The following is a 12,688-nucleotide window of genomic DNA, read 5'->3' as shown; positions in this document are numbered from 1 at the left end:
GAAAGACCTCATGACACAACGCAAGGGCATCATTCTCGCTGGCGGCTCCGGCACGCGGCTGTATCCGATCACCAAGGGCGTCAGCAAGCAGCTGCTGCCGGTGTACGACAAGCCGATGATCTACTACCCGCTCAGCGTTTTGATGCTGGCCGGGATTCGCGAGGTGCTGATCATCAACACCCCGCACGAGCAGGCGCTGTTCCAGGCGCTGCTGGGCGATGGCGCGCAGTGGGGCATGGACATCCACTACGCGGTGCAGCCGAGTCCGGACGGCCTGGCTCAGGCCTACCTGATCGGTCGCGACTTCATCGCTGGCAAACCGAGCTGCCTGGTGCTGGGCGACAACATCTTCCACGGCCATGGCCTGACCGAGACCCTGCGTCGCGCCGATGCGCGGCAACAGGGCGCCACCGTGTTCGGCTACTGGGTCAACGATCCAGAGCGCTACGGCGTGGCCGAGTTCGACGCCTCCGGCAAAGTCATCGATATCGAGGAAAAGCCGGTCAAGCCGCGCTCCAACTACGCGGTCACCGGCCTGTATTTCTACGATGGCCAGGCCAGCGACCATGCGGCGGAGCTGAAGCCCTCGTCGCGCGGCGAACTGGAGATCACCGATCTCAATCGCCGTTACCTGGAAGCCGGCGCGCTCCATCTGGAAGCGCTGGGCCGCGGCTATGCGTGGCTGGACACCGGCACCCACCAGTCGCTGCACGAGGCCTCCAACTTCATCGAGACCATCCAATCGCGGCAGGGCCTGCAGGTGTGCTGCCCGGAAGAGATCGCCTTCGGGAATGGGTGGATCGATGCGGCGCAGCTGGAGAAACTTGCCGCTCCGCTGCGCAAGAACGCTTACGGCAACTACCTGCATGAACTGGCTGTACGAGGAACCGTTCCGTGAAAGTGATTGAAACCAATCTGCCCGGCTGCGTGGTGATCGAGCCGGCGGTATTCGGCGACGCGCGTGGCTATTTCTTCGAGACCTGGAATGCCGAGCGTTTCGGCGAGCACGGGCTGCCGACCAAGTTCGTGCAGAGCAACGTCTCCACCTCGGCCAAGGGCGTGCTGCGTGGCCTGCATTACCAGTGGCCGCGGCCGCAGGGCAAGCTGGTCAGCGTGCTGGAGGGCGAGGTATACGACGTCGCCGTCGACATCCGCCACGGCTCGCCGCACTTCGGCCGCTGGGCCGCGGTGGTGCTGAGCGCGGAGAACAAGAAGCAGTTCTGGATCCCGGAAGGCTTCGCGCACGGGTTTGCCGTGCTGTCGGAGCGGGCGGTGTTCAGCTATCTGTGCACCGACGTGTACGTCAAGGAGGCCGACGCCGGCGTGCGCTGGGACGATGCCGCGATCGGCGTGGACTGGCCGATCTCCGAGCCGGTGCTGTCGGGCAAGGACGCAGTTGCGCCGTTCCTGGCCGATATCCCGGTCGAGCGCCTGCCGGTCTACCAGCCATGAGCGTGCTGGTCTTCGGCGGCAACGGCCAGGTCGGGCAGGAACTGCTGCGGGCGCTGGCGGGCCAGGGACCGGTGCTGGCCACCACCCGCAGCGGCCAGTTGCCCGACGGCAGCGCCTGCGAGCGCGCCGACTTCGACCAGCCGCAGACGCTGGGCGCGCTGCTGGACCGGCTGCGGCCGACGGCGGTGGTCAACGCCGCGGCCTACACCGCGGTCGATCGCGCCGAGCAGGACGCCGAGGCGGCGCACCGCGCCAATGCCGAGTCGCCGGCGGCGATCGCCGCCTGGTGCGCGGCGCACGGCGTACCGCTGGTGCATTACTCCACCGATTACGTGTTCGATGGCCAGGGCACGCAGCCCTATCCCGAGGACGCGCCGACCGCGCCGCTGGGCGTGTACGGTGCCACCAAGCTGGCCGGCGAGGAGGCGATCCGCGCATCCGCTGCGCAGCACCTGATCTTCCGCACCGCCTGGGTCTACGCCGCGCACGGGCATAACTTCCTGCGCACCATGCTGCGGGTGGGCACCGACCGCGACGAACTCAAGGTGGTCGCCGACCAGGTCGGCACGCCGACGCCGGCGGCGCTGATCGCCGATGTCACCGCACGCGTGCTGGCCCAGCGCGCGACGCTGCCGTCCGGCACCTGGCATCTGACCGCGGCCGGCGAGACCACCTGGCACGGCTTCGCCGAGGCGATCTTCGCCGAGGCGGTGGCGGTGGGCCTGTTGCCGCGCGCGCCGCGGGTGTTGCCGATCACCACCGCGGAGTATCCGACGCCGGCCAAGCGCCCGGCGTATTCGCGCCTGGACGTGTCGCGCCTGCAGCGCGATTTCGCGCTGGAACTGCCGCAGTGGCGCGATGGCCTGCGCCAGGTGATCGGCGAACTCGCTGCGGCAACGCCGACCGCCTGATCCGCCGTACGCGGCAGAACGCCACGCAGCAAAAAAAGAGCCGGGCAGTGCCCGGCTCTTTGTTTCCGCGGCGGACGCCGAACTCAGGTGCGCCCGTAGGTGTCCTCGAAGCGCACGATGTCGTCCTCGCCCAGATAACTGCCCGACTGCACTTCGATCAGCTCCAGCGGCAGCTTGCCCGGGTTCTTCAGGCGATGCGTCACGCCGAGCGGGATGTAGGTGCTCTGGTTCTCGGTGAGCAGCAGCACTTCCTCGCCACGCGTGACCTCGGCGGTGCCGCTGACCACGATCCAGTGCTCGGCACGGTGGTGATGCATCTGCAGGCTCAGCGTGGCGCCGGGCTTGACCGTGATGCGCTTGACCTGGAAACGCTGGCCGTTGTCGATCGAATCGTAGGCGCCCCACGGTCGATATACCTTGCGGTGCCAGGTGGCCTCGGAACGGCCGTTGGCCTTGATCCTGCCGACGATGTCCTTCACTTCCTGGATGCGTTCGCGGTGACCGACCAGCACCGCGTCGTCGGTTTCCACCACCACCACGTCCTGCAGGCCCACCATCGCGATCAGGCGCGAGCCGTAGGCGTAGGTGTCGCGGCAATCGATCTCGATCACGTCGCCGTGGTGCGCGTTGCCGTTGGCGTCCTGCGGCGACACGTCCAGCAGCGCCGACCACGAACCGACGTCGCTCCACTTCGCATCCAGCGGCACCACCACCGCGTCGGCGGTCTTCTCCATCACCGCGTAGTCGATGGAATCGGAGGGGCTGGCGGCGAACGCCTCCTTGTCCAGACGGGTGAAGTCGGCATCGCGCTTGGCCGATTGCCAGGCCTTGGTGCAGGCATCGGCGATGGCGGGCTGGAACTTGCGCAGCTCCTCCAGGTAGCGCGAGGCGCGGAACAGGAACATGCCGCTGTTCCAGTAGTACTCGCCAGAGGCCAGGTAGCTTTTCGCGGTCGCCAGGTCGGGCTTTTCGACGAAGCGCTCGACCGCGCGCGCGCCGTCGCCGGCCGCCGCCTTGATGTAGCCGTAGCCGGTTTCCGGTGCGGTCGGCTTGATCCCGAATGTCACCAGCTTGCCTTGCTCGGCCGCAACGGCGGCCACGCGCACCGCGGCCTGGAAGGCGGCTTCGTCGCCGATCACGTGATCGGAGGGCAGGACCAGCAACAACGGATCGGCGCCATCGCGGGAAGCCTCCAGCGCCGCCACGGCGATCGCCGGCGCGGTGTTGCGACCCTTGGGTTCGAGCAGGATGGCGTGCGGCTTTACGTCGATCTGCTGCAACTGCTCGGCCGCGACGAAGCGGTGTTCTTCGTTGGCGACCACGATGGGTGCGTGCGCGGCGACCGGTGCCGCGCGCTGCCAGGTGGCCTGCAGCATGCTTTGCTCGCCAACGAGCGGCAGGAACTGCTTCGGATAGGACTCGCGCGAGAGCGGCCACAGACGGGTGCCGGAACCGCCGGACAGGATGATCGGGAGGACGTCGCTCATGAACGGAAGGACTCCATGAATGCGTGGAAGGGGAGGGGAAAAGCGCGAGACGCCATCATGCCTGCAGCAACTGGGAAATCTCCTGCGTCCGCTGTTCCAGCAGGGCCGCATCGCCGCGGGTTTCCACGTTCAGGCGCAGCAGCGGTTCGGTGTTGGAACTGCGCAGGTTGAAACGCCAGTCGGCGAATTCGGCGCTGACGCCGTCGGTGTAGTCCAGCGCCGGCGCGTGCGAAGCGAAGTGCTCCATCACCCGCGCCACCGCCGCCTTGGCGTCGGCGACCTTGAAGTTGATCTCGCCGCTGCACGGGAACTTGCGCATGCGCGCTTCGACCAGGTCCGCCAGCGAGCGGCCGGACTGCGACACCAACTCGGCGATCAGCAGCCACGGGATCATGCCCGAGTCGGCATAGGCGAACTCGCGGAAATAGTGGTGCGCGCTCATCTCGCCGCCGTACACGGCGTTCTCGCTGCGCATCTTCTCCTTGATGAAGGCGTGGCCGCTCTTGCACAGCACCGGGATGCCGCCGGCCTCCTCGACCTGTTCGATCGTGTTCCAGGTCAGGCGCGGGTCGTGCACCACCTTGCCACCCGGCTGCTTGGCCAGGATCGCCTGCGCCAGCAGGCCCACCAGGTAGTAGCCCTCGATGAAGCGGCCATCGGCATCGAAGAAGAAGCAGCGATCGAAATCGCCATCCCAGGCGATGCCGAAGTCGGCGCCGTGCTGCTTGACCGCGTTGGCGGTGGCGGCGCGGTTCTCCGGCAGCAGCGGGTTGGGAATGCCGTTGGGGAAGTGGCCGTCCGGCTCGTGGAAGACGCGCACGAACTCGAACGGCAGGTGCGGTGCGAGCAGGTCGATGATGGCGCCGGCGCCGCCGTTGCCGGCGTTGACCACCAGCTTCAGCGGCTTGAGCGTGGCGCGGTCCACGTAGCTGAGCAGGTGCTCGATGTAGGCGCTCTTGTCCGGACGGTGATGCTCGGCGGCGGTCGGGTCAGCGGCCGGCGCGGTATCGGCGGCGACGGTGTCGCGGATCGCGAACAGGCCGGTATCGGAGCTGATCGGGCGCGCGTTCTCGCGCACCAGCTTCATGCCGTTGTAGTCCATCGGGTTGTGGCTGGCGGTGACCATCACGCCGCCGGCCGCCTGCAGGTGGTCGGTCTGGAAATACACTTCTTCGGTGCCGCACAGGCCGATGTCGATGACCTCGCGGCCGCTGGCGCGCAGGCCCGCCGACAGCGCCGCCTGCAGCGCCGGGCTGGCCAGGCGCACGTCGTGGCCGACCACCACCGGGCCGCTGCCCAACTGCCCCGCCAGCGCCACGCCGATGCGGCGCGCCAAGTCCTCGTTCAGTTCGTCGGGAACGCGGCCGCGGATGTCGTAGGCCTTGAATGCGGGAAGCGACATGGAAGAGGGTCCTAGTTGGGGGAAACCCGAGTGTAACGTTACGGCGCTTAATCGGTCGTTGCGGCGGTGCGGCGGGGGTCGCAGTCCCCGAGCGGCTAAACTAGCTGTCTACATTCCAATGCGGAGCTGGCGAATGGGCGACACCTCTACCCCTGCGGGCGGGCGGCGCGGCAAGCTTTTCCCCGATGCGGCCACGGCGCTGGCCGACGTGGTGGCGGACGGCCAGACCCTGGCGGTCGGCGGGTTCGGCCTGTGCGGCATCCCCGAGGCCTTGATCGCCGCCTTGCGCGACAGCGGCGTCGGCGGCCTCACCGTGATTTCCAACAATGCCGGTGTCGATGGCTTCGGCCTGGGCCAGCTGCTGGCGACGCGGCAGATCCGCAAGATGATTTCGTCCTATGTCGGCGAGAACAAGGAGTTCGAACGCCAGTACCTGGCCGGCGAACTGGAACTGGAATTCAACCCGCAGGGCACCCTGGCCGAACGCCTGCGCGCTGGTGGCGCCGGCATTCCCGCGTTCTTCACCGCCACCGGCTACGGCACGGTGGTGGCCGAGGGCAAGGAGACCCGCGAATTCGACGGCAAGCACTACGTGCTGGAGACCGCGTTGCGCGCCGACGTGGCCCTGGTCAAGGCATGGAAGGCCGATGCCGCGGGCAACCTGGTGTTCCGCAAGACCGCGCGCAACTTCAATCCGGCCTGTGCGATGGCGGGCAAGCTCTGCATCGCCGAGGTCGAGCAGGTGGTGGAGACCGGCAGCCTGGATCCGGACCAGGTGCACCTGCCGGGCATCTACGTCGACCGCATCGTGTACAACCCGCATCCCGAAAAACGCATCGAACAGCGCACCCTGCGCCAGAAGGACGCCTGACATGGCCTGGACCCGCGACGACATGGCGCAGCGCGCCGCCCGCGAACTCACCGACGGCGCCTACGTGAACCTGGGCATCGGCCTGCCGACCCTGGTCGCCAACCACATTCCCGAAGGCGTGGACGTGTGGCTGCAGTCCGAGAACGGCCTGCTCGGCATCGGCCCGTTCCCGAGCGAGGACGAGGTCGACGCCGACCTGATCAACGCCGGCAAGCAGACCGTCACCGCCCGCGCCGGCGCCAGCTACTTCGGCAGCCACGACTCCTTCGCGATGATCCGTGGCGGCCACATCGACCTGGCCATCCTCGGCGCGATGCAGGTCAGCGCGCAGGGCGACCTGGCCAACTGGATGGTGCCCGGCAAGATGGTCAAGGGCATGGGCGGAGCGATGGACCTGGTGGCCGGGGTCAAGCGCGTGGTCGTGCTGATGGAACACGTGGCCAAGGACGGCAGCCACAAGATCCTGCCCGCCTGCGACCTCCCGCTGACCGGCGTCGGCGTGGTCGACCGCATCATCACCGACCTGGCCGTATTCGACGTCACCGACAGCGGCCTGGTGCTGGTGGAAACCGCCGAGGGCGTGGACGAGGCCGAGCTGGTCGCCAAGACCGGCGTGCCGTTCCGGCGTGGCTGACGTCGCGCGCTCAGATGGTCACAGATACTCTGCCTCGGCCGGTGAATGCGTCATGGACCGCCAAGCCTCGCGCCCATTCGCCTGCCTGCCAGCGCCCCTCGCCCAGGCAGCGCAAGGGGGCCTGGATCAATTGGCGGTCGAACTCTAGCTGCCAGGTCTCATCTTCGCCAACCGCACAAAGGTCGGCGACAAAATTCAGTGCGCCCTGCTGCACTTTGGCGATCGTGGCAAGGCGTGCAGGATCCGCTTCGTCGTTGACGTAAATGGGTTCCACTTTGTCCCTGCGCAATTCGAAATGCGAGAACTGCCCAGTCGGCGCAGTCAGGAAAGTTTCGAGCAGCAGGTCGTGCCGCAGGATCGGCGAGGTTTCCGAGCCGGTCCTGCGTGCATCGAAGTAGCGCGCCTCTGCCCAGCCGGTCGGCTCGATCTGGGTGATGCCGTCGTTCACTGCGAAATAGCCGCCGCCCAGCGGGCTGCCGGTCAACTTGCCCAATTGCGCCTGAATGGTGCCCGCGTATCCGAGATCGGCGACCATGACTGGTCCATCGCCCACTATCGTGTGCCAGTAATGCAGATAGCTTTCTCGTTCCGCAGCGGCCACATCGAGCAGCGCCGGCATCGCCGGTGCCAGTTTCTGCGCGATCATTGCGCGCATCTCCGGCAGCATCACCGCGCTGCGTACCTCTGTGGCGCCCAATTGCGCGGCGATTGCGGCGGTCGCCGGTTCGCCGAGGCGTGCCTGCAACAGGCCGTACAAGCTCCCAGCGTAGGTATTACCCAGCAATGCATCGAGATCGGCCGCCTCGCGCAGTGTCGGCACGCCGGTGCCGCGGCGCGACGCCAGGAGGTAGCTACTGCGCAGTGCGTTTAATTGTGGGCAGGCCGCCTGCAACAGGGCAAACGCCTTCTGCAACAAATATCCCTCTCGGCTCAAGTGCAAGATCTGGCCGATGCCACGCTCTACCGCCAAACGCGCAAGCCATGATACGTAGTCCGCGATCAGCGGGCCGAGCACTAGGTAGCCGAGCGATTCTGGGGCATCCAGGCGTAGCCGCTCGCCGAATTGCGAAGGTTGGGTGTCGGCGAGTTGCGCCAAATGGCGGCTTAGCAAGCCAAGCCACAATTGGTCCTGCCAGGCGCTGTCTCTGCCTGCGGCAGGCCGCAGCGGACGCAGCGCCGGGACGACGTCGAGCAGTGCCGATGGTCGCAGGACATGCACAGGCGTGAGATAGCCATGCATCTGCGGACGCTGAATGTCCGCTTGTTCGTTATCCCCGACATGCAGCCAGTGCCGTTCGGCCACATCTTCGCGAGCCGGCAACCGCACCCATGCCTGGCCGTCATCCTTGCGCCAGCCGGTTTCGCAAGACACGTACCAAGCTTGTGGCAGCGCACGCACGGCGTCAGGCAAGACACGCTGCAGGTCGGCACTGCTCAGGTACATATCGGACACGGCGACCAGACGGCGGCCGGTGGTCGCGAGCTCCTGGGCAGCGGCAAGCAGCACTGGACGTGGTTGCAACAGGCGCGCCTCAGTCGCCAGTTCGAGCTGTTGCATGTCTTGTAGGGGAAGATCTTTCGCCTCCGGCAATTCGGCCATGGCGGCGTAGATCGTCTCTAGGTCGACGTCGCGCCCTACTGCGGTGCGCGCGCGGGCCTCTGCACGTTCGCGCAGCGCGGCGAAGTCAGCGATGCCAAGCTTTCTTGCGGCCAGATGAGCAAGATAGCCGCGTGCGCCGGTAGGGTTCAGAAACGGGCGCGTCACCAATGTGTCGAACACATCCAGTGAGACGATGCTTGCATCGATCGCTGAAAGTGTCAGACGTGTCGCCAGTGGCATCTGAAAGGCGTGCGCCCAGTTGCGGCTTCCTTCCGTGCTCAGGGCCAGCCTTCCATCCGGCGGCAGGATGCCTGCCAGGAAGCCTTGCTGGCGTAGCACCTGCACGAACATTCTCTCAAGCGCGTGCTGCAGCGTGCCGTCGATCTGGCCGCGCTCTTCAGGGAAATCCTGCAAGCCAAGCCCTAGTGCGTAGATGGGGCGCAATGCCTGGACGCGCGCCCAGAACATCGAGCCGGCCGGGAAGTCGATATATGCGTCGGCATTGATGTCCACGCCCAACCGCTGCCCTAGTTCGCGGCAGGCCTGCAGATTACTGAGCCAGGTATGCGCCCAGAGTGGCACGCCGCTGAAGCTCTCCGGATAGACCATGCCCAACGCCGGCTCGGCGTCGAACATGCCTAGAATCCAGCTGACGCGCGGTGCGGAACCGAACAAGGAGGTAGTCAGGTAGTTGCGCCAGTCCTGACGTTCGCCGCCGGTGTACAGCGACTTTTTTGTATGCCAATGCGCCAAGATATCCAGGGACACGACTTCTTCCCTGAATGTGACGACCAGCGGTGCAATGTCGCGGCCTCGATTGGGAACCTTGCGCACGTGCAGTGCCTGCAGGTTAGGCAGCGACGACAGGGTCGCCTTGGCAGTGGCGTGTGCCGCGTCGTCGACGACCGATACCATCAGCACATACGGGACTGGCATTGCTGTCATTGCCTGGATCAATTCATCCAGCAGATCCGGGTAGAAGACGTGGGCCATCACGCCAACGCGTAGCCGCACTCGCTCGATGGGGGTAGGTTCGGGGAACACCACGTCCGATGGCGGCGGCGCTGACATCGGCGTGTGCCCGGCCTGTCGCAGCCGCTGCAAAAAACCATGAGGACCGAGCGCGTGCAGCACCTGCCAGCTTCGTCTGGCCACGGCCACTAGGCCGCCCCAGCCGCCACCGTGGCGTTCGACTGTTGCGCGGGTGGCCGTGATCACCCTGCGCCAGCGGTGGCTCATTGCAAAGCCACCGCGCGGTTCGGGTTCGACACAGACCGCCTGTCGGGAGTGCGCTGGGCGCTCACAGGTTCTGGTAATTCGGCCCGGAGCCGCCTTCCGGTGTCACCCAGTCGATGATCGCGTAGGGGTCCTTGATGTCGCAGGTCTTGCAGTGCACGCAGTTGGCGGCATTGATCTGCAGGCGCTTGCCGGCCGCGTCGTCGACGATCTCGTACACCGCCGCCGGACAGAAGCGCGTGCAGGGGTTGCCGTATTCCTCGGTGCAGCGGGTCACGCAGATCTGCGGATCGAGCACGTGCAGGTGCACCGGCTGATCCTCGTCGTGCTCGGTGGCGGCGAAGTACACGCCCTGCAGGCGGTCGCGCGGGGCCAGCTCGCGCTGCACGTAGTCGCGCTTGGGCTGCTCATGCTCGCCCAGCCGATCCAGGCTCTTCCAGTCGGCGCCGACCTTCAGCGTCCACGGCGAGGCGCCCTTGACCAGGGTCTCCCACGCGCCGTTGAGCAGGCCGAACCACAGGCCCTTCTTGAAGCCGGGCTTGATGTTGCGCACCTGGCGCAACTCGGCCATCACCTCCGAACCGCGCAGGCGCGCGTCGAAGCCGGCCGGGTCGAGCGCGGCGCCGGCGGCGAGGTGTTCGGCGGCGAGCATGCCGCTGCGGATCGCCTGATGCGTGCCCTTGATCTTGGGCACGTTGAGCAGGCCGGCGGTGTCGCCGATCAGCAGCGCGCCGGGCATCTCCACCTTGGGCAGCGACTGCCAGCCGCCGCTGGCGATGGCGCGGGCGCCGGCCGAGAGGATGCTGCCGCCTTCCAGCAGCGACTTCATCATCGGGTGGTTCTTCCACTGCTGGAAGGCTTCCCACGGCCGGTACTCGGGATCGCGATAGTCCAGGCCGCTGACGTAGCCCAGCGCCACTTGGTTGTTCTCCAGGTGGTACAGGAAGCTGCCGCCATAGGTCTTGCTGTCGGCCGGCCAGCCCAGGGTGTGCACGATCTTGCCGGGGCTGACGCGGCTCTCGGGCAACTGCCACAACTCCTTGATGCCGATCGAGAACGCCTGCGGATCGTGGCCGGCGTCGAGCGCGAAGCGCGCGATCAGGCGCTTGGTCAGATGCCCGCGCGCGCCCTCGGCCAGCACCGTGACCTTGGCGCGGATGTCGATGCCGGCGGTGTAGCCGGGCTTGTGAGATCCGTCCTTGGCCACGCCCATGTCGCCGATGCGCACGCCCAGCACCGTGCCGTCCTCGGCGTGCAGGGTCTCGGCGGCGGCGAAGCCGGGGTAGATCTCCACGCCCAGCGCTTCGGCCTGCGGCGCCAGCCAGGCACACATGGCGCCGAGGCTGACGATGAAGTTGCCGTGGTTGCGCATGCCCGGCGGCACCATGGGGAACTTGTGCCCGCCGTCCTTGCTCAGGTACCAGAACTCGTCCTCGGCCGCGGGAACGCAGATCGGCGGCGGATTGTCGCGCCAGCCCGGCAGCAGCGCATCCAGCGGCGCCGGTTCGATCACCGCGCCGGATAGGATGTGCGCGCCGATGGTGCTGGCCTTCTCGATCACGCAGACCGAGATGTCGGGGTTGAGCTGCTTGAGCCGGATCGCGAACGCCAACCCGGCCGGGCCCGCGCCGACGGTGACGACGTCGTACTCCATGACGTCGCGCTCCACTGGCTCCGGCGCATTGGCGCCGCCCTCGGTTCCCGTCATCTGCTCCGCTCCCGTTGGCTCGTTCTGGCTGCCTGCATTTTCAGGGTTTGCGCGTGAAGGGGCAAATTCCGCACGCTGGCGTATGGTGGCGGCCGGCATGCTAGCGTGGCGCGATGGAACTGGACCTGCCCGGCGCCGATGTGCGCTGGTACCCCGAATGGCTGGACCCGGCGACGGCGGCGGCGCTGTGCGCGCAGTTGCTGCGCGAGGTGCCGTGGGAGGTGCACCGGATCCGCCTGTTCGGCAAGCTGATCGATTCGCCGCGGCTGAGCTGCTGGATCGGCGATGCCGACGCCAGCTATCGCTATTCCGGCACCCGCTTCGCGCCGCATCCGTGGCCGGCGGCGCTGCGGCCGCTGCGCGCACGGATGGAGGCCGAGACCGGGGTGGCCTTCAACAGCGTGCTCGCCAACCGCTACCGCGACGGCCGTGATGCCATGGGCTGGCACAGCGACGACGAGCGCGAACTCGGCCCGGCCCCGGTGATCGCCTCGCTGAGCCTGGGCGCCACCCGCCGCTTCGTGCTGCGCCATCGCCAGCAGGCGGCGCTGCGCCAGATGCTGGAACTGACTTCCGGCGGGCTGCTGCTGATGGCGGGCGAGACCCAGCGCCTGTACCGGCACGCCCTGCCGCGCACCGCCAGGCCGGTCGGCGAGCGGATCAACCTGACGTTTCGGCGTATAGCTACGATGGAGGGTTAGTGTTTAGATAGGAGGGTACTTTTCAAATGCATGGCTTAAAGAACACCAATCTTGACCGCCCCATGGGGCGGTCAAGACCTTTAAGCCTGTTAGAGGAAGACGTATCCGATCACGCCATCCATTGCTTTGTTCGGCACGTTCTCACAAACCGAGCTCAATGTGTCGAAATGATCTGCGCGCGTGGGGGTATAACCCCGCATGCAGCGATAGAGGGGAACCGTGCCTGGGATCTGTGTGTCAGCAACATATCCCAGAATGGGCATAAACGTTGCCAGATTCTTCCCCTCGCAATTCGGATCGGGTGAGGTGAAAAAATCATGGCCGCCAGCAATGAAGCAGTTATAAAGCGCGTGGCCACCAGAAAATGGCGTGTAGGAAATAAATCCTAAGCTGCCTTCATAGCGCCAGCCAATTTGATCCCAATTTTGGGGCATGCTCCTGCCTGACCAATGATTTCGGTCCTTCGAATTGTAATAGCGATAAAGTTCAACGAGTTGGACTCCGTCCGGCACGGCCATCGTGCTTGCGCCTGTTCCGAGTTGCGCCGTTGCCGGGATGTCCGGCATCTGCACCAGGCTCTGTGCTGCGGTAGCCGACGCGAATGACCCCGCCGTGCTCAAAATAAGGCAGCTCATTAATACCTTGATCTTCATTAAATATCCTTTTATATCCATGCGAACTCATGT

Annotated in this window: 11 protein-coding genes; 6 read left to right on the top strand and 5 right to left on the bottom strand. The window is 66.3% G+C overall.

Features of this window, described 5'->3' with window-relative positions:
- The first annotated feature begins 10 nt into the window (after positions 1 to 10).
- The 3 genes from rfbA to rfbD are packed head-to-tail and all read left to right on the top strand — an operon-like array spanning position 11 to position 2,363.
- Positions 11 to 898 (top strand): glucose-1-phosphate thymidylyltransferase RfbA, encoded by an 888-nt coding sequence (gene rfbA, locus NUG21_RS17590; RefSeq protein WP_263391536.1) that lies wholly within the window; start codon positions 11 to 13, stop codon positions 896 to 898.
- Entirely contained in the window at positions 895 to 1,452 is a 558-nt protein-coding gene (gene rfbC, locus NUG21_RS17585; RefSeq protein WP_019797144.1) for a dTDP-4-dehydrorhamnose 3,5-epimerase, read from the top strand. Before rfbA ends, rfbC begins: the two co-directional genes overlap by 4 nt.
- Positions 1,449 to 2,363: a dTDP-4-dehydrorhamnose reductase gene (gene rfbD, locus NUG21_RS17580; protein ID WP_263391535.1), complete on the top strand. Its 915-nt coding sequence runs from the start codon at positions 1,449 to 1,451 to the stop codon at positions 2,361 to 2,363. The genes rfbC and rfbD overlap by 4 nt, the downstream gene beginning before the upstream one ends.
- Before the next feature lie 83 nt (positions 2,364 to 2,446).
- On the opposite strand, the gene NUG21_RS17575 is transcribed toward rfbD, so the two are convergent.
- Together NUG21_RS17575 and NUG21_RS17570 are read right to left on the bottom strand one after the other, a co-directional pair.
- On the bottom strand, positions 2,447 to 3,850 hold the full coding sequence (locus NUG21_RS17575) for a mannose-1-phosphate guanylyltransferase/mannose-6-phosphate isomerase (RefSeq protein WP_263391534.1): 1,404 nt from the start codon (positions 3,848 to 3,850) through the stop codon (positions 2,447 to 2,449).
- Positions 3,851 to 3,905: 55 nt separating this feature from the next.
- On the bottom strand, positions 3,906 to 5,252 hold the full coding sequence (locus tag NUG21_RS17570) for a phosphohexomutase domain-containing protein (RefSeq protein WP_263391533.1): 1,347 nt from the start codon (positions 5,250 to 5,252) through the stop codon (positions 3,906 to 3,908).
- Positions 5,253 to 5,385: 133 nt separating this feature from the next.
- On the opposite strand from NUG21_RS17570, the gene NUG21_RS17565 reads away from it, so the two are divergent.
- Both NUG21_RS17565 and NUG21_RS17560 read left to right on the top strand, forming a co-directional pair.
- A complete protein-coding gene (locus tag NUG21_RS17565) occupies positions 5,386 to 6,123 on the top strand; it encodes a CoA transferase subunit A (RefSeq protein ID WP_263391532.1) in 738 nt (245 codons plus the stop codon).
- A 1-nt stretch (position 6,124) separates the two neighbouring features.
- Positions 6,125 to 6,757: a CoA transferase subunit B gene (locus NUG21_RS17560; protein WP_263391531.1), complete on the top strand. Its 633-nt coding sequence runs from the start codon at positions 6,125 to 6,127 to the stop codon at positions 6,755 to 6,757.
- 10 nt (positions 6,758 to 6,767) lie between these two features.
- On the opposite strand, the gene NUG21_RS17555 is transcribed toward NUG21_RS17560, so the two are convergent.
- Together NUG21_RS17555 and NUG21_RS17550 are read right to left on the bottom strand one after the other, a co-directional pair.
- Positions 6,768 to 9,596: a rhamnan synthesis F family protein gene (locus tag NUG21_RS17555; protein ID WP_263391530.1), complete on the bottom strand. Its 2,829-nt coding sequence runs from the start codon at positions 9,594 to 9,596 to the stop codon at positions 6,768 to 6,770.
- Between the two features lie 61 nt (positions 9,597 to 9,657).
- Positions 9,658 to 11,301, bottom strand: a complete 1,644-nt coding sequence (locus NUG21_RS17550) for an electron transfer flavoprotein-ubiquinone oxidoreductase (RefSeq protein WP_263391529.1) — start codon at positions 11,299 to 11,301, stop codon at positions 9,658 to 9,660.
- 113 nt (positions 11,302 to 11,414) lie between these two features.
- On the opposite strand from NUG21_RS17550, the gene NUG21_RS17545 reads away from it, so the two are divergent.
- A complete protein-coding gene (locus NUG21_RS17545) occupies positions 11,415 to 12,002 on the top strand; it encodes an alpha-ketoglutarate-dependent dioxygenase AlkB family protein (protein WP_263391528.1) in 588 nt (195 codons plus the stop codon).
- A gap of 89 nt (positions 12,003 to 12,091) precedes the next feature.
- Here NUG21_RS17545 and NUG21_RS17540 read toward each other — a convergent pair whose 3' ends face one another.
- A complete protein-coding gene (locus NUG21_RS17540) occupies positions 12,092 to 12,655 on the bottom strand; it encodes a phage holin family protein (protein ID WP_263391527.1) in 564 nt (187 codons plus the stop codon).
- Positions 12,656 to 12,688 lie beyond the last annotated feature (33 nt).

It is taken from the genome of Xanthomonas sp. CFBP 8445 (genome assembly GCF_025666235.1).
Classification (GTDB): domain Bacteria; phylum Pseudomonadota; class Gammaproteobacteria; order Xanthomonadales; family Xanthomonadaceae; genus Xanthomonas_A; species Xanthomonas_A indica.
The sequence above is the reverse complement of the archived record's forward strand: the minus strand, read 5'-3'. Positions and strand labels throughout refer to the sequence as shown.

What these genes read in the sequence shown, in the direction of transcription:
- NUG21_RS17540 (WP_263391527.1), bottom strand. Translation starts at nt 12,655, where the DNA reads ATGAAGATCAAGGTATTAATGAGCTGCCTTATTTTGAGCACGGCGGGG.
- NUG21_RS17575 (WP_263391534.1), bottom strand. Translation starts at nt 3,850, where the DNA reads ATGAGCGACGTCCTCCCGATCATCCTGTCCGGCGGTTCCGGCACCCGT.
- NUG21_RS17550 (WP_263391529.1), bottom strand. Translation starts at nt 11,301, where the DNA reads ATGACGGGAACCGAGGGCGGCGCCAATGCGCCGGAGCCAGTGGAGCGC.
- NUG21_RS17560 (WP_263391531.1), top strand. Translation starts at nt 6,125, where the DNA reads ATGGCCTGGACCCGCGACGACATGGCGCAGCGCGCCGCCCGCGAACTC.
- rfbD (WP_263391535.1), top strand. Translation starts at nt 1,449, where the DNA reads ATGAGCGTGCTGGTCTTCGGCGGCAACGGCCAGGTCGGGCAGGAACTG.
- NUG21_RS17570 (WP_263391533.1), bottom strand. Translation starts at nt 5,252, where the DNA reads ATGTCGCTTCCCGCATTCAAGGCCTACGACATCCGCGGCCGCGTTCCC.
- rfbA (WP_263391536.1), top strand. Translation starts at nt 11, where the DNA reads ATGACACAACGCAAGGGCATCATTCTCGCTGGCGGCTCCGGCACGCGG.
- NUG21_RS17545 (WP_263391528.1), top strand. Translation starts at nt 11,415, where the DNA reads ATGGAACTGGACCTGCCCGGCGCCGATGTGCGCTGGTACCCCGAATGG.
- NUG21_RS17565 (WP_263391532.1), top strand. Translation starts at nt 5,386, where the DNA reads ATGGGCGACACCTCTACCCCTGCGGGCGGGCGGCGCGGCAAGCTTTTC.
- NUG21_RS17555 (WP_263391530.1), bottom strand. Translation starts at nt 9,596, where the DNA reads ATGAGCCACCGCTGGCGCAGGGTGATCACGGCCACCCGCGCAACAGTC.